The organism is Amycolatopsis sp. NPDC104863, assembly GCF_055582965.1.
In genome coordinates this window covers 131,871-146,607 of record NZ_JBVJOW010000006.1, presented here as the reverse complement: position 1 = coordinate 146,607, position 14,737 = coordinate 131,871, and the positions used below count along the sequence as shown (strand labels likewise).

General features: G+C 71.3%; 15 protein-coding genes. 9 read left to right on the top strand and 6 right to left on the bottom strand.

The features are described 5' to 3' along the window. Positions 1 to 50 precede the first annotated feature (50 nt). The 5 genes from ACZ63J_RS31360 to ACZ63J_RS31340 all read left to right on the top strand — a co-directional run bounded on the left by ACZ63J_RS31360 (position 51) and on the right by ACZ63J_RS31340 (position 5,660). Positions 51 to 344, top strand: coding sequence for a hypothetical protein (locus ACZ63J_RS31360; protein ID WP_465399462.1), 294 nt, complete (start codon positions 51 to 53; stop codon positions 342 to 344). Positions 345 to 401: 57 nt separating this feature from the next. Beyond that, entirely contained in the window at positions 402 to 1,403 is a 1,002-nt protein-coding gene (locus ACZ63J_RS31355) for a hypothetical protein (protein ID WP_465399461.1), read from the top strand. 73 nt (positions 1,404 to 1,476) lie between these two features. Next, positions 1,477 to 1,914: a MarR family winged helix-turn-helix transcriptional regulator gene (locus ACZ63J_RS31350; RefSeq protein WP_465399460.1), complete on the top strand. Its 438-nt coding sequence runs from the start codon at positions 1,477 to 1,479 to the stop codon at positions 1,912 to 1,914. 89 nt (positions 1,915 to 2,003) lie between these two features. Next, positions 2,004 to 3,305 carry an MFS transporter gene (locus tag ACZ63J_RS31345; protein WP_465399459.1) on the top strand — a complete coding sequence of 434 codons (1,302 nt, stop codon included), beginning with the start codon at positions 2,004 to 2,006 and terminating at the stop codon, positions 3,303 to 3,305. 48 nt (positions 3,306 to 3,353) lie between these two features. Continuing rightward, positions 3,354 to 5,660, top strand: a complete 2,307-nt coding sequence (locus ACZ63J_RS31340) for an FdhF/YdeP family oxidoreductase (RefSeq protein WP_465399458.1) — start codon at positions 3,354 to 3,356, stop codon at positions 5,658 to 5,660. Between the two features lie 4 nt (positions 5,661 to 5,664). Here the strand turns inward: ACZ63J_RS31340 and ACZ63J_RS31335 are convergent, their stop codons facing one another. The 5 genes from ACZ63J_RS31335 to ACZ63J_RS31315 form a co-directional block, all read right to left on the bottom strand. After that, entirely contained in the window at positions 5,665 to 6,279 is a 615-nt protein-coding gene (locus tag ACZ63J_RS31335) for a hypothetical protein (protein WP_465399457.1), read from the bottom strand. 255 nt (positions 6,280 to 6,534) lie between these two features. Continuing rightward, a complete protein-coding gene (locus ACZ63J_RS31330; RefSeq protein ID WP_465399456.1) occupies positions 6,535 to 7,941 on the bottom strand; it encodes an LCP family protein in 1,407 nt (468 codons plus the stop codon). Between the two features lie 48 nt (positions 7,942 to 7,989). Then, on the bottom strand, positions 7,990 to 8,742 hold the full coding sequence (locus ACZ63J_RS31325) for an SDR family NAD(P)-dependent oxidoreductase (RefSeq protein WP_465399455.1): 753 nt from the start codon (positions 8,740 to 8,742) through the stop codon (positions 7,990 to 7,992). Next, a complete protein-coding gene (locus ACZ63J_RS31320) occupies positions 8,739 to 8,864 on the bottom strand; it encodes an MFS transporter small subunit (protein WP_465313152.1) in 126 nt (41 codons plus the stop codon). The genes ACZ63J_RS31325 and ACZ63J_RS31320 overlap by 4 nt, the downstream gene beginning before the upstream one ends. Beyond that, entirely contained in the window at positions 8,864 to 10,219 is a 1,356-nt protein-coding gene (locus tag ACZ63J_RS31315; RefSeq protein ID WP_465399454.1) for an L-lactate MFS transporter, read from the bottom strand. Before ACZ63J_RS31315 ends, ACZ63J_RS31320 begins: the two co-directional genes overlap by 1 nt. A 103-nt stretch (positions 10,220 to 10,322) precedes the next feature. Here ACZ63J_RS31315 and fdhD point away from each other — a divergent pair, with 103 nt between their 5' ends. Together fdhD and ACZ63J_RS31305 are read left to right on the top strand one after the other, a co-directional pair. Continuing rightward, positions 10,323 to 11,147, top strand: a complete 825-nt coding sequence (gene fdhD, locus ACZ63J_RS31310) for a formate dehydrogenase accessory sulfurtransferase FdhD (RefSeq protein WP_465399453.1) — start codon at positions 10,323 to 10,325, stop codon at positions 11,145 to 11,147. A 124-nt stretch (positions 11,148 to 11,271) separates the two neighbouring features. Beyond that, positions 11,272 to 11,448, top strand: a complete 177-nt coding sequence (locus ACZ63J_RS31305; RefSeq protein WP_465399452.1) for a hypothetical protein — start codon at positions 11,272 to 11,274, stop codon at positions 11,446 to 11,448. 16 nt (positions 11,449 to 11,464) lie between these two features. Here ACZ63J_RS31305 and ACZ63J_RS31300 read toward each other — a convergent pair whose 3' ends face one another. Beyond that, positions 11,465 to 12,904 carry a carotenoid oxygenase family protein gene (locus ACZ63J_RS31300; protein WP_465399630.1) on the bottom strand — a complete coding sequence of 480 codons (1,440 nt, stop codon included), beginning with the start codon at positions 12,902 to 12,904 and terminating at the stop codon, positions 11,465 to 11,467. A 73-nt stretch (positions 12,905 to 12,977) separates the two neighbouring features. Here ACZ63J_RS31300 and ACZ63J_RS31295 point away from each other — a divergent pair, with 73 nt between their 5' ends. Both ACZ63J_RS31295 and ACZ63J_RS31290 read left to right on the top strand, forming a co-directional pair. Further along, positions 12,978 to 13,685 carry a TetR/AcrR family transcriptional regulator gene (locus tag ACZ63J_RS31295; protein WP_465313155.1) on the top strand — a complete coding sequence of 236 codons (708 nt, stop codon included), beginning with the start codon at positions 12,978 to 12,980 and terminating at the stop codon, positions 13,683 to 13,685. A gap of 77 nt (positions 13,686 to 13,762) precedes the next feature. After that, a complete protein-coding gene (locus ACZ63J_RS31290) occupies positions 13,763 to 14,734 on the top strand; it encodes an alpha/beta hydrolase (protein ID WP_465313156.1) in 972 nt (323 codons plus the stop codon). The last annotated feature ends 3 nt before the right edge of the window (positions 14,735 to 14,737 follow it).

Here is a 14,737-nt window from a genome sequence, read left to right as displayed (position 1 = left end):
CAAGTCTACGAACCCGTCACGGCGGGTCACCCAGGGGGAAGGCACTCGGGATGGCAGAGCCCCAACAGCCGCAGGATCCGGACGACCGGCGCCTGGAGACGCACCCGGACCTGGCGAACCCGGACTGGCAGCGCTACGCCGAGCGGGACGCCTGGCTGGGCGCGAAGAAGGAGCTGAAGAAGCGCCGCAAGCGGGAGCGCCGCGCGAGCGGGTTCCAGCAGCCAGGGCAGAGCCGCTGGCCGGGTGTGCTCGCCCTGCTCCTGGTGGCCGGCCTGGTCGCCGCGGCGATCATCGTGCACCAGATCCAGGGGATCGGCGTCAACGAGTTCGTCTTCTTCGGCTGAACCCGTAACGCTCGTCCCCCGCCGTCGATGATCAGGCATCGACCCTGGGGGAAGCACGTGGACGACGACAACCTGCTCGACTCGCACCCGGACCTGATGGACCCGGAGTGGCGCAAGCACGCGCAGACCGACGCCTGGCTGGGCGCCAAGAAGGACCGCAAGCAGCTCCGGAAGCAGCAGCGCGGACGCCGCTCCCGGAAGCCGCGCACCCGCTGGTGGATCCTCGCCGTCTTCGTGGCGATCCTCGGCCTGACCGTCGCGGGCATCGTGCTGGCCGGCCGTCCTCCGGCGCGTGAGGCGATCCCGGAGACGCCCAACCCGACCCAGGTGGCGCAGTTCGCCCACGTCGACCTGGCTTACCCGTACGCGAACACCCCTGCCCAGGACTGGACCAAGGGCCTCGGCGGCATCACCTCGCCCGCCGCGGCCGCGATTGGCTCGTTCAAGGCCGAAGCGGTCGCCGACGCCTACGCGCGGGCCCGGCAGGCCATCACCGCGGCCCACCTCGACCCGGCCGTGCTGTTTTCGCACGACCCGAAGGCGTTCCTCGCGCTCCTCGCCCCGGACCAGCGCGAGCAGATGACACCCCGGCTCGCGGCGAAGCCGTCGAAGGACCAGGCCGGCTTCAACGCCTACCTGACCGAGATCGCCGACGGCTACCACCTGCTCGACGCGGGCCCCCGCACGTTCGGCACGCTCACCGCGCACGCCGGCGAGAAGCCCGGCGAACTGGCCGTCGACGCGAAGTACGTCGTCGCCTACGCCTTCGACAACGTCCATCCCGAGGGGCTGACCAGCCCGAACGAGATCGTCAGCTTCCTGCGCGTGGACGAGACGTACGTGGTCGCCACCGGTTCGAGCGTCGCGAAGTCGAGCCACGGACTGTGGCTGGACGGTGGCCAGAGCGCGACGTGGTCGGTCGGGTGCGCCGCCGCCAACGAGGGCTTGCTGGCGCCGAACTACGCGAACCCGCGGACCGGCCCGTCGACCGGCGGTCACGACGCGCCCGGCTACTACGACCCGAAGTACCCGGTGCCGACCTTCGACGACTGCCACTGACCCGAGCGCACTCCCGGCCGGGAGTGCGTCACATCCAGATGCACAGTCTGGGCTGTACAGTTAACCTGTGTGCATGGGCGAAGTACCTGCGCACGTGGCCGAGACCGCCGGCTGGCTCCGCGGCGTGGTCGCGCAGCTGCACCGGCGGCTGCGCCAGGTCGACAACGCGGGGATCCTGACCCCGTCGCAGTCGGCCGTCCTCAACCGCCTCTACCGCGAGGGCCCGGGCACCCAGGGTGAGCTGGCCGCGGCCGAGCACGTCCGGCAGCAGTCGATGGCCGCCACCCTCGGTGTCCTCGACGAGCTGGGGTACCTCGCCCGCACCCCCGACCCGGCCGACCGGCGCCGCGTGGTCATCAGCCTGTCCGAGGCCGGCACGGACACCGTGCGCGGCATCCTCCAGCACCGCGACGAATGGCTCGCCCAGGCACTGCTGGACGAGCTGACCGCCGCCGAGCTCGAGGCCGTCACGCGGGCGCTGCCCTTGCTTCAGCGCGCCGCTCAACACTAAGACCCCGTCGGCCGGTAAGAGATAGGAGCGTCCTGACGAGCACCGTCACCGCACCCGCCAAGTTCGGCGCCCGCCTGGTCACCCCGCTGGTGGCCGGCGCGGTGCTCAACCCGATCAACTCCACGCTGATCGCCGTCGCGCTCGTGCCGATCGGGCAGAGCTTCGGCGCCGGCCCCGGCCAGACCGCGTGGCTGATCTCGGCGCTGTACCTGGCCACCGCGGTCGGGCAGCCGGTGGTCGGCCTGCTGGTGGACCGCTATGGCGCGCGGCGCGTCCTGCTCGGCGGGGCGACGCTGGTGATCATCGCCGGGATCGCCGGCATGATCCCGCTCTCCGTCGGCTGGCTGACCGGCGTGCGGGTCGTCCTGGGCCTCGGCACGTGCGCCGGGTTCCCGGCCGCGATGGCCGTGCTGCGCCACCACGCCGAAGCGAGCGGCCAGGGCGTGCCCGCGCGGGTGCTGTCGGTGCTGTCGATGTCCGCGCAGACGGTGATGGTGATCGGCCCGACCCTCGGCGGGGTGCTGATCGGCCTCTTCGGCTGGCCCGCGATCTTCGCGGTGAACATTCCGCTCGCCGGGCTCTCGCTGGTGCTGGCGCTGCTGTGGGTGCCGAAGGACGACCGCGGCGCGCGCACGGCGAAGCCGATCGACGTCCTGGGCATCACGCTCTTCTCCGCGACGCTGCTGGCGCTGCTGTTCTTCCTGATGAACCCCGGCGCCGACGTCTGGCTGCTCGCCGTCGTCGCCGCGCTCGGGATCGCGTTCGCGCTGGTCGAGCTGCGGCGGGCGGACCCGTTCCTCGACCTCCGGATGCTCGCGGCCAACCGCGCGATCCTGCGCACCTACCTGCGGCAGGCGCTGAGCTTCATGGCCATCTACGCGATCATGTTCGGCTACGTCCAGTGGCTGGAGACCACGCGGCAGCTGTCCGAGGAGGCCGCGGGGCTGATGCTGCTGCCGATGTCCGGCACGGCGGTGTGCGCGGCGGCGTTTTCCGGGCGCGCGTCCGGGATCAAGGCCCGGCTGGTCACCGTCGCGGTGGCCCTGCTCGGCGGCTCGGCGCTGCTGCTGCTCGTGCACGACGGCACCTGGGTCGGCGCGCTGCTCGCCCTGGCCGCGCTGTTCGGGCTGGCCCAGGGCCTGACCAGCGTCGCGAACCAGACGACGCTCTACCGCGAGGCGCCGGCCGAGCAGATGGGCACGGCCAGCGGCCTGTTCCGCACGGCCCAGTACCTCGGCGCGATCGTGGCCTCGACGCTCATCGCGCTGTGTTACGGCCCGCACGCCGATTCGGCCGGCCTGCACCGGCTGGCGATCGCGCTGGTCGTCATCAGCGTGCTGCTGCTGGCCGTCACCGTCGCCGACCGCGGGCTGCGCGCCGCCAAGGTGTGACGCACCCCCTGTTCGCCCGCACGATCATGAAGGCGCACGATGGACCCCATGACCCGTGAAGCGCCGGCGCAGGACGTGGACGAAGCCCGCCTCGAGGTGGGCAAGCCGAAGGGCTGGGCGGCCGGGATCCCCGGCGTGGCCGTGTCCCTCGCGCGCAGCGTCGAGCAGATGGGCACCGGCCGGACCGTCAAGGCGCTGCGGCTGCTGAACCAGCGGGAAGGCTTCGACTGCCCCGGGTGCGCGTGGCCCGAGCCCCGCGAGGTCGACGGCGAGAAGCGCAAGCTGGCCGAGTTCTGCGAGAACGGCGCGAAGGCCGTCGCCGAAGAAGCCACGAAACGGCGGGTGGGCCCGGAGTTCTTCGCCGCGCACCCCGTCGAGGAGCTGCGCGGGAAGACCGACTACTGGCTGGGCCAGCAGGGCCGGATCACCGAGCCGTTCGTGCTGCGCGAAGGCGCGTCGCACTACGAGCCGATCTCCTGGGACGACGCGTTCGAGCTGGTCGCGGGTGAGCTGAAGGCCCTGACCGACCCGAACGAGGCGTTCTTCTACACCTCGGGCCGCACCAGCAACGAAGCCGCGTTCCTCTACCAGCTGATGGTGCGCTCGTTCGGCACGAACAACCTGCCGGACTGCTCCAACATGTGCCACGAGTCCTCCGGCGCGGCGCTGGCGGCGACCACCGGCATCGGCAAGGGCTCGGTGAGCCTGGCCGACATCCACCAGGCCGACCTGATCGTCGTCGTCGGGCAGAACCCGGGCACCAACCACCCGCGGATGCTCTCGGCGCTCGAGGTCGCCAAGGGCCACGGCGCTCAGGTGATCGCCGTGAACCCGTTGCCCGAAGCCGGGTTGATGCGGTTCAAGAATCCGCAGAACGTCCGCGGGGTGGTCGGCAAGGGCACCCCGCTGGCCGACGAGTTCGCCCAGATCCGCCTCGGCGGCGACCTCGCGCTGTTCCAGGCGGTCGGGCACCTGCTGCTCGCCTGGGACGAGGAGGCGCCCGGCTCGATCGTCGACCGCGACTTCGTCGACCGGGTCACCGAGGGCTTCGACGACTACGCGAAGCACCTGCGGGAGATCGACTGGCCGGAGGTCGAGCGCGCGACCGGGCTGCCGCGGGAGCAGATCGAGAAGGTGGCGCGGATGATCGCCACCTCCGAGCGCACGATCTACTGCTGGGCGATGGGCCTGACGCAGCACAAGCACGCCGTCCCGACCATCTCGGAGATCGCGAACCTGGCGCTGATGCGCGGGATGATCGGCAAGCCGGGCGCGGGGCTGTGCCCGGTGCGCGGGCACTCGAACGTCCAGGGCGACCGGACGATGGGCATCTGGGAGAAGATGCCGCAGTCGTTCATGGACGCCCTCGTCGGCGAGTTCGGCATCGACGTCCCCCGCGAGCACGGCCTCGACACGGTCGACTCGATCCGCGCGATGCGCGACGGCCGCGGCAAGGTGTTCTTCGCCGTCGGCGGCAACTTCGCGTCGGCGACCCCGGACACGGAGGCGACGGAGAAGGCGCTCGAGTCGTGCTCGCTCACCGTGCACGTCTCGACGAAGCTGAACCGCTCGCACGTGGTGCACGGCCGCACCGCGCTGGTACTGCCGACGCTCGGCCGCACCGAGCGCGACGTCCAGGCGAGCGGCGAGCAGTTCGTCACGGTCGAGGACTCGATGTCGCAGGTGCACACCTCCCGCGGCCGCCTCAAGCCGGCGAGCGAGCACCTGCTCTCGGAGGTCGCGATCGTCTGCCGGCTCGCGGAAAAGCTCTTCGGCGCCGGGCACGCCGTGCCGTGGCGGACGTTCGAGACCGACTACGACCTGGTCCGCGACCGGATCTCGCGGGTCGTGCCGGGCTGCGAGGACTACAACCGGCGCGTCCGCGAGCCGGACGGGTTCGTGCTGCCGCACGCGCCGCGCGACTCCCGCGAGTTCACCGGCACGGCCAACGGCAAGGGCAACTTCACGGTGTCCGAGCTGCAGTACCCGAGTGTGCCCGAGGGCCGGCTGCTGCTGCAGACGATGCGCAGCCACGACCAGTACAACACCACGATCTACGGGCTGTCGGACCGCTACCGCGGCATCGAGAACGCCCGCCGCGTGGTCCTGGTGAACCCGGACGACCTGGCTTCCCTCGGCCTGACCGACGGCGCGCTGGTCGACCTGGTCTCGGAGTGGCGCGACGGCGACCGCCGCGCACCGGAGTTCCGCGTGGTGTCCTACCCGACGGCCCGCGGCTGCGCGGCGGCGTACTTCCCGGAGGCCAACGCGCTGGTGCCGCTGGACTCGGTGGCGGAGAAGTCGAACACCCCGGTGTCGAAGGCCATCGTGGTGCGCCTCGAGCCCCGGTCCTGACGGCTCAGCCCTTGTAGTCGCGCTGCAGGGTGTTGGTCATGTCGGTGACCACGGCCTGGACGTTGTCGAGGGTCGCGGGCGGGATCAGGGCGGCTTCCGTGCCGCCGTCGGCTATCGCCAGGCCCAGCACCACGTTGCCGGTGCGGACCGCCGCCCACTGCTCGGAGAACCCGGCTTCGTCGCCGACTCCGGTGGCGAGCCGGACGCCCGAGTGGTCGGCCAGTGCGTCGGTCATCAGCTGGGTGGCCTTGGTGGCGCCCTGGGCGGCGTCGGAGTCGGTGTAGCGGACGACGGCGATCGTGACCAGCCGGTAGTCCTGCAGGTTGGGCTTGCCGCCGCCGAGGTCGCGGGCGAACAGCCGTTTGCAGCTGGTCAGGGCGTTGTCGTCGTTGGAGCGGTCGGTGGGCACGACCTTGCTGTCGGCCGTCTTGACCGAGCTCGCCGGGATTTCGACGGTCCCGGGCGCGAGCCGGGCGAGGGTGTCCGCGCCGGGCAGCTTGCAGGCGTCGACGGCTTCGGGGTAGTGCGAAACCCCGGACCCCGACTGGCACCCGGCGCAGAAAAGGGCCGAAAGGACCACCGGAAGGACCCACCACCCGCGGGCGATGCTGCTGCGCATAGATCCCGGACTTTCCGTATTTCCCGAAATTGACTTTCCGGGTGCTCACCGATCGGGTGAACTACTCCGGACCGTCGCGGTGCTGCCGCCGGACGGTCCCCGGAACACTGCCTCACCAGTGGGGCAGCGTCAAGACCAGTGCCACGGGTGGTCCACCGTGGTCCAGTCGGCCGGAAGTCCTTGCGGTGCTTTTCCGGAAATCCCGTCCGCATTTCGCGGAACCGGACAGAAAGGGGGAAAGTAATTAGCAGCCGGTCAATTGACGCAGACGACACCGCTCGAGGTGATCGGCTCGTCTCCCGCGGCCGGCGCGCTCCCGCCGCCGGCCGCGCCGGGCCCGTTGTAAACCGTCCCGAGGACGACCTCGATGTGCCCCGGCGGCACCGACGCCGACTCCTGCGCGTCCAGCCCGCCGAGCAGCTTCGCGACCTCGGCGCCGCGCTGGGCGAGGTCCGCGCCGAAGCGCACGAGCGAGGTCCGCCGCGTGGCGGTGTTCCCGGTGTCCCCCTGGGTGAAGCCGTGCTCGCCCAGGAACCCGGCGACGCGGGCCGCGAGCCCCTCCCGCGGGCCCGCGTTGGCGACGTCGACCGTGACCGGCGCGGCCTGGGCCGACGGCCGCGCCGCCGGCCCGATCAGGCCCGCCGCGAACGACTTCACGGCGGCCGGGTCGACCTGCACCGCCGTCGCGCGCGGGTCGGCGGGGTCGTAGCGGTAGTCCGGGTTCACCACCGGGATCGTCTCGAACTGGATGCCACCGCCGCTGACTCCACGCATCTGCGCGACGAAGTCGAGCAGATTCCACGACGCGTCGAGCACCACCGACCGCTTCACAGCGTCGATCAGGCCGGACAGCTTGCCGGGGTCGGCCAGCGTGCCCGCCGACAGCACCTGCCGGGCCAGCCCGGCGAGGAACACCTGCTGCCGCCGGACGCGGTCGAAGTCACCACCCTTGAGGTGGTCGCGCTGCCGGACGAAGGCCAGCGCGTCCGCACCCGAGATCCGCTGCGGGCCGGCCGGGAAGTCCGCGCCCGAGTTCTTGTCCTTGGTGGCTTCCTTGAGGCAGACGTCGACACCGCCGACGGCCTTGCTGATCTCGGAGAAGCTGAGCAGGTTCACCTCGGCGAAGTGGTCGATCTTGACGCCGGTCAGGTCTTCGACCGCCTGCCGCGTCGCGCGCCGGGCGGCGGTCAGCGCGGACTGGTCGATCTTCGCCTTGTCGGTCTCCCCCGCCGTCCGCAGCCGCCGCGCCTCGCCCGCCTTCGCCCGGCCGAACGCGGCGTTGATCTTGCCCTTCCCGCCGGGCATCGCGACGTAGCTGTCGCGCGGGATGGAAAACGCTTTCACCTCGCTCGTCCCGTTCGGGATCCGCAGCACGATGAGCGTGTCGGTGAGGTCGTCGCCGTTGGCGCCGACCCGCAGCTCCCGCAGGACGTCGGGCGCGAGCGGCCTGCCCTGCGGGTCGGTGCGGGCGTCCCGGCCGACGAGCAGGATGTCGAGCGAGCCGTCGGCGGGCTGCTCCCCCGGCTTGGCCTCGCCGCCGGCGTCGATCACGCTGTCGCGCGTGACCTCGTCGAGCGCGCGGAGGTTGGTGTAGCCGTACGCCGTGCCGCAGAGAACGACCAGGGCCAGCCCGGCGACGACGATCTTCCCCAGTGGATGCACGCCCTACCGACGCGCGCGGCCCGTCGCCTGCTGCACGCGTGAGGCAGGTCACATCCGCAGGTGGGAGGCGCCGTTGAGGTCGAGGATCGCGCCGGACGCCCAGGTCGCTTCGGCGGAGGCCAGGTAGACGACGGCCGCGGCGACCTCCTCCGGCGTGCCGACCCGGCCGAACGGGCTCTGCGCACGCAGGGCGTCGTCGATCCGGTCCGCGACGCGCTCGGTGGCGGTGAAGCCGGGCGCCACCGACGTCACGGCGATCCCGTGGGGTGCGAGGGAGAGCGCGAGCGACTGGCCGAACGCGTGCAGCGCGGCCTTGCTCGCGCCGTACGCCGGGTGGTCGGGCTCGCCCCGGAACGCCCCGCGTGACCCGATGTTGACGATCCGGCCCGGCGCCCCGCGTTCGATGAGGTGCCGGGCGACGCAGTAGCTCACGTTCGCCGCACCGACGACGTTGACGTCGAGGGTGCGCCGCCAGATGCGCTGCCAGTCCGCGTAGGACACTGAGGCGACCGGGTGCGCGGTGTCGGCCGACGGCGCGACGGCGGCGTTGTTCACGAGCACGTCGACGCCGCCCAGCCCGGCTTCGGCCGCGTCGGCGATCCGTTGCGCTGCTTCGGGATCGGCGAGGTCACCCCCGACGAGCACGTGCCCGTCGCCGGGCAACGCGGCGAGCGTCTCCTCGGCGTCGGCGGCGCGGTGTCCGTAGTGGACGGCCACGCGGTGCCCCTTCGCCGCGAAGGCGAGGGACACCGCCCGCCCGATTCCCCGGGACGCCCCGGTGACCAGCACGCCCCCGCTCATCCGAAGAGCTGCACCAGCTTGAGGAACAGCTGGTACACGCCGTAGGCGAAGGGCAGCACGACCCACGCCCAGGCCAGCACGATCAGCGGCACCCGGTTGGTCTTCGCCGACGGCTCGGTCATCACGCCTCACTCCTCGCGGCCGCGCCGGCGGGCGCCGGCTCGTGGAACTTCTCCTTCACCGGCCGCACCAGCTCGTTGGCCACGAAGCCGACCACGAGCAGGCCGATCATGATGTAGAACGACGTCGTGTAGAGGTCGGGGCCGGACTTGCCCGCCGCCTTCTCGCTGTCGGCGATGGCGTTGACGATCAGCGGGCCGAGCACACCGGCCACCGACCACGCGGTGAGCAGCCGGCCGTGGATCGCGCCGACCTGGTAGGTGCCGAAGAGGTCCTTGAGGTACGCCGGGACGGTCGCGAACCCGCCGCCGTAGAACGACAGGATCACCATGGCGCACAGGATGAACACGAGCTTCGACGAGTTCTGCGTCAGCGCGATCACCAGGTACAGCACCGCGCCGACGCCGAGGTAGGTGCGGTAGATGTTCTTGCGGCCGACCAGGTCCGAAGTGGACGACCAGACGAACCGGCCGAGCATGTTCGTCAACGACAGCAACGCGACGAACCCCGATGCGGCTGCAGCGCCACTCGGAGTGGACATGTCCGCGAAGAAGTCCTTGATCATCGGCAACGCCTTCTCCAGGATGCCGATGCCCGCTGTGACGTTGAAGCACAGCACGACCCACAGGAGCCAGAACTGCGGCGTCTTGATCGCGTTGGCCGCCGAAACGTTCGTGGTGGAGATCATGGCCTTGCCGTGATCGGTCTTCGGCTCCCAGCCAGTCGGCTTCCAGCCGTCGGCCGGCACACGCACGAGCAGCCAGCCCATCGACATGAACACCGCGTAGACGATGCCGTGGATCAGGAAGGCCATCGCGATCGTGCCGGTGGTCGGCGAGGTGCCGAGCATCGACGTGGACCAAGGGGTCGCGATCAGCGCACCGCCGCCGAAGCCCATGATCGCGATGCCGGTCGCCATGCCGGGGCGGTCCGGGAACCACTTGATGAGCGTTGATACCGGCGAGATGTACCCGATGCCGAGCCCGACACCGCCGATCCCGCCGTAGCCGACGACGACAAGCCAGAACTGCCCGGTCGCCACGCCGAGGGCGGAGATGAGGAAGCCGCTGGCGAAGCAGCACATCGAGACGAACATCGCCCAGCGCGGGCCGTTCTTCTCTACGAGCGTGCCGCCGAAGGCGGCCGATAGCCCGAGCATGACGATAGCCAGCTGGAACGGCAGCGCGCTCTGAGTTCCACTCAAATGCAGGGTCTTCTCGAGCGGAGGCTTGAACACGCTCCACGCGTAGGCCTGCCCGATCGACAGGTGTACCGACAGGGCCGCCGGCGGCACCAGCCAGCGGGTCCAGGTGGGGGGTGCGACGATCCGGGAACGGTCCAGGAAGCCGAGAGCCATCGGATCCCTCCGTAGAGTGGGGATGATGGAGGGAATGTATTACTAAATACCCGGTGTTGCACCATGCGAGTGTCAAACTTTCCGGCGGAGAAGGGTGTGGGTCATGGGCAGGGTGACCGTGCGCAGGCCGGTGCGGCGGATTTCCGCGACCGGCGACCGGCGCCGGCCCGACTCGCTCGCGGCCGAAGAGCCCCTGGAGCTGCGGGTCGGCGGCAAGGCGCTGGCGGTGACGATGCGCACGCCGGGCCACGACGTCGAGCTGGCCCACGGCTTCCTGTTGTCGGAAGGGGTCATCGGCGGCCGGGAGGACGTCTCGGTCGCCCGCTACTGCGACGGCGTCGACGACCAGGGCCGCAACACCTACAACGTGCTGGACGTCGCGCTGGCGCCGGGCGTGCCGCCGCCGGACACCGGGGTCGAGCGCAACTTCTACACGACGTCGTCCTGCGGGGTCTGCGGCAAGGCCGCCCTCGACGCGGTCAAGCTCAAGACCCGCTTCTCCCCGGCCGAAGCGCCGTTCACGGTGAAGAGCGAGACGCTGTCCGGCCTGCCGGACAAGCTGCGCGCCCAGCAGAAGGTGTTCGCCAGCACCGGCGGCCTGCACGCGGCGGCCCTGTTCACCCCGGACGGCGCGCTCGACGTCGTCCGCGAGGACGTGGGCCGGCACAACGCGGTCGACAAGGTGCTGGGCTGGGCCGTCCTCGAGGGCCGCACACCCGCGCCGGAGCACGGCCTGCTGGTGTCCGGGCGGGCGTCGTTCGAGCTGGTCCAGAAGGCGGCGATGGCCGGGATCGGCCTGCTGGCCGCGGTGTCGGCGCCGTCCTCACTGGCGGTGGAGCTGGCCGAGGAGAACGGCATCACGCTGATCGGCTTCCTGCGCGGCGACTCGATGAACCTCTACACCGGCGACCACCGCGTGCTCGTCTAGCGGGCGCCGGTCAGCCGAGCCGGCGGACGAGACCTCCGATCGATCAAGCACGCCTTGGTTCGGTCGGAGCGGAGATCCGCCGGTGCGCGGAGCTCTTTCCAGCCGGGCCGCTGGAAGGGGTTCGATGAACGTCTTGTCCGGCGCCGATCCGGTTCTCCTCCTCGGGTTGGCCCTGCTCGGTCCCGTCGTCCGGGTCATCGGTCTCGCGGTCGCGCTCCGGGGCGCCGACCCACGGGACCGGCCGGCCATCATCAAGGCCCTGGCGGAGCTGTTCCGCGTCCTGCCGCCGAGGCGGCGCTGACGGGCGCCCGGTGCGCTCAGGCGGTCTCGACCCAGTTGCCGTGGAAGCCGTTCGGCACCCGGTCCGGCAGGTGCACCGCGGCGACGGTCTCCAGCGTGCCCGCGTCGAGCAGCGTGAGGTCGCTGCGCTGCGTCGCCGGGTCGAAGACGAAGCCCATCAGGACACCGTCGTCCTCGGCCGCGTCGTCGTGGCACGGGACGAAGACGAACTCGCCGGGCTGCCGTCCGTCGCCGAACGCGCGCTCCTGGCGCGAGCCGGTCCGGAAGTCGTGCTTGAACAGCGATCCGCCGGGCTGCGCGCCGTCTTCGGTCGAGATCGCGTAGCCGTAGCGGTGCGGCCGGCCGACGAGCCGCTCGTCGACACGCGGGAACTCCTGGCCGCGGTCGTCGAGCCGCTCCTCCAGGACCTTGCCGGCGCTGAGGTCGACGGTCCAGCGGTCGAGCGTCGGGCCGCCCTCACCCGGGCCGTGCAGCTCGCGGTCGAACATCTTCGGGTGGCGGACGACGTCCAGCACGATGCCGTCGCCTTCGTCGTGGGCGTTGAGCGGGTGGAAGACGTAGCACGGCTCGACGTCGAACCAGCGGACGTCGCGGTTCTGGCCCTCCCGCGGCATGACGCCGATCCGGGCCGGGTACTTCGGGTTCCAGCGGTAGGGCAGGCCGCCGTTCGCGCCGATCTTGCTCGCCATCATCGCGGTCACCGGGTCCGGCACGCGGACCTTGCCGACCATCGCCGACAGCACCAGCTTCGCGGGGGTGCGCAGCGCGCCGGGCACGTTGGCGGCCACCGCCATCTCGGTGTTGAAGGTCACCGGCAGGTCGTAGAAGACGACGTACTTCTCGGTCAGGGAGAAGTCGTGCATCATCGGCGACCCGGTGACCTCGACGTCGACCGTGCGGCGGACGTGCCCCTCGGCGTCGATCACCGAGTACTGGACCTTGTTGCCCATGCCGAAGAAGTACGACACGGCGTGCAGCTCGCCGGTGCGCGGGTCGCGCTTGGGGTGCGCGGTGTACCCGCCCGGGAGCGTGCCGTCGAAGTCGCACTGGCCGACGGTGTCGAGCTCGTCGGTCAGCTCGTAGATCGGCGCGCCCGCCTCGACCAGCGCGAGGGTCTTGCCGGCGTGGCCGACGACGTTGGTGTTGGCGCCGAGCGCGTCCAGCCCGCAGAACCGGCTGGCGTCCTCGCCGTTCAGCGTCGCCGAGACCGACGGGTTGCGCACCCAGCGGTTGCGGTACCACTCGGCCTTGCCGTCGCGCAGGCGGACGCCGTGGACCATGCCGTCGCCCATGAACCAGTGGTAGGCCGCCGGGTCCACTTCGGACAGCGGGTTGGGCCCGTTGCGCAGGTAGCGGCCGTCGAGGAAGTCGGGGATGTGCCCCGTGACGGCCAGCTCGGTGATCGTGTGCTCCCGGCTCACCGGGCCGAAGTTTCCTTCGAGGAACTTGTTGCCCATGCCGAACCCCTCCGAGGCTGTCATAACTTGGTTATGACTCCATTTATAACAGGGTTATGAGATACTGGCAAGCATGAGCCCGAAACCCCGAGCGAACGACGTCAAGGAGCGGCTCGTCGAGGCCGCCATCCGGCTGCTCGACGACGGCGGCCCCGAAACCCTGCAGGCCCGCAAGCTCGCGGCCGAGGTCGGCGTCTCGACGATGGCCGTGTACACCCACTTCGGGGGCATGGCCGCGCTGGTCGACGAGGTCGCGCGGACCGGGTTCCTGCGGCTTTCGGCGCGCTTGGGCGAGGTCGGCGAGACCGACGACCCGGTGGCGGACGTCTTCAGCCTGGCCCGGACCTACCGGCAGGCGGTCGCCGAGCAGCCGCAGCTGTTCGCCGTGACGTTCGGCCAGTCGGCCCCCGGCGGCAAGCGGGCCACGCTCTCGGACCTCACGACCGAGGAAGGCCGCGAAGCCGCCCAGGAGGGCCTGGAGGCGTTCGAGCACATCGTCCGGGCGACCGAACGGGCGATCGACGCCGGGCGCTTCCGGCCCGCGGAGAAGTACCAGGCGGCGGCGCAGCTGTGGAGCGCGCTGCACGGTTTTGTCACGTTGGAGGCGTCCGGGCACTTCGGCCTCGACGAACAGGGTATAGACCACATCTTGATACCCCTGGGAATCACGCTGGCCGTGGGCCTGGGAGACACTGTGGAGCGGGCCGAACGCTCGACCGAGGCCGCCAAAGCGGCTTGGCGCGCGAAGACCCGAAACGCCGGGCAAGGTGAGAACGACTAACCCGGCGGGTGGGACGCGAGGGGAACGCGGAGCGGGTGCGCGGCGTCCTAGGGAAGAGCAGGCGGGGACGGAGACAGGTGAACGAGGAAGACGGGGATCGCGGGGACGCGGCGGGGGCCGAGCCCCAGACCGCGGCCGGGGCGGCGGTCCGGGACGCGCGCAGGTGGCTCAGCCGCCGGTCGGCCCTGATCGCGGGGGCGTCCGGGCTCGCGGTGGCCGGCCTGGCGGTCGGCACGGCGACCGGCAAGCTGCCGTTCAGCCCGGCGCTGCAGCGCGCGCTGGGCGTGGCGTCGTCGAACCCGACGACGCAGCTGGGCAGCACGCGGGTCGAGCGGGTCTACTCCCAGGCGCGCGGCCGGATGGTCGACCTGGTGTTCGTGCTGCCGTCGAAGACCCCGCCCAAGGGGCTCCCGATGTCGCTCATGCTGCACGGCCTGCACGGCAACGCCCGCAGCGCGGCGCCCACCGGCACGCTCAAGCAGCTCGCCAGCGACGTCGCGCGCAAGGCGGTCCCGGCGTTCGGCTTCGTGGCCGTCGACGGCGGCGACAACTACTGGCACCAGGTGCACCCGAACGACGACCCGATGGCGATGCTGCTGGAAGAGGTCCCGCAGTGGCTGCGGGCCCGCGGCTTCGCCGGCGACACCGGCCTGCCGTTCGCCTGCACCGGCGTGTCGATGGGCGGGTTCGGCGCGCTGCTGTACACGCGCCGCCGTGTCGAGCGGCGCCAGCCGCCGGCCGCCGTCGCGACGCTGGCCCCGGCCCTGATCCTGTCGTGGCAGGAGATGGCCAAGCGGCACATCTTCACCGGCATCCAGGACTGGACGGCGCTCGACCCGCTGCGGCACGTCGACGAGACCAAGGGTGTCGCCAACGGCATCTGGTGCGGCACGGAGGACCCGTTCATCACCGGCGTCCGCCGCTACATCGACGCGGCCCACCCGGCGGTGGCGCACACCGCCCACGGCAAGCACGGTGACACGTTCAACCGGACCGTGGTGCCCAGCCTGGTCAGCTTCCTCGGCAAGCACGTCCCCCGCGCGGACTGACCC

Excerpts from the sequence above, each read along its gene's own strand:
- ACZ63J_RS31360 (WP_465399462.1), top strand. The coding sequence starts at position 51 with ATGGCAGAGCCCCAACAGCCGCAGGATCCGGACGACCGGCGCCTGGAG.
- ACZ63J_RS31350 (WP_465399460.1), top strand. The coding sequence starts at position 1,477 with ATGGGCGAAGTACCTGCGCACGTGGCCGAGACCGCCGGCTGGCTCCGC.
- ACZ63J_RS31340 (WP_465399458.1), top strand. The coding sequence starts at position 3,354 with ATGACCCGTGAAGCGCCGGCGCAGGACGTGGACGAAGCCCGCCTCGAG.
- ACZ63J_RS31335 (WP_465399457.1), bottom strand. The coding sequence starts at position 6,279 with ATGCGCAGCAGCATCGCCCGCGGGTGGTGGGTCCTTCCGGTGGTCCTT.
- ACZ63J_RS31325 (WP_465399455.1), bottom strand. The coding sequence starts at position 8,742 with ATGAGCGGGGGCGTGCTGGTCACCGGGGCGTCCCGGGGAATCGGGCGG.
- ACZ63J_RS31320 (WP_465313152.1), bottom strand. The coding sequence starts at position 8,864 with ATGACCGAGCCGTCGGCGAAGACCAACCGGGTGCCGCTGATCGTGCTG.
- ACZ63J_RS31315 (WP_465399454.1), bottom strand. The coding sequence starts at position 10,219 with ATGGCTCTCGGCTTCCTGGACCGTTCCCGGATCGTCGCACCCCCCACC.
- fdhD (WP_465399453.1), top strand. The coding sequence starts at position 10,323 with ATGGGCAGGGTGACCGTGCGCAGGCCGGTGCGGCGGATTTCCGCGACC.
- ACZ63J_RS31305 (WP_465399452.1), top strand. The coding sequence starts at position 11,272 with ATGAACGTCTTGTCCGGCGCCGATCCGGTTCTCCTCCTCGGGTTGGCC.
- ACZ63J_RS31300 (WP_465399630.1), bottom strand. The coding sequence starts at position 12,904 with ATGGGCAACAAGTTCCTCGAAGGAAACTTCGGCCCGGTGAGCCGGGAG.
- ACZ63J_RS31295 (WP_465313155.1), top strand. The coding sequence starts at position 12,978 with ATGAGCCCGAAACCCCGAGCGAACGACGTCAAGGAGCGGCTCGTCGAG.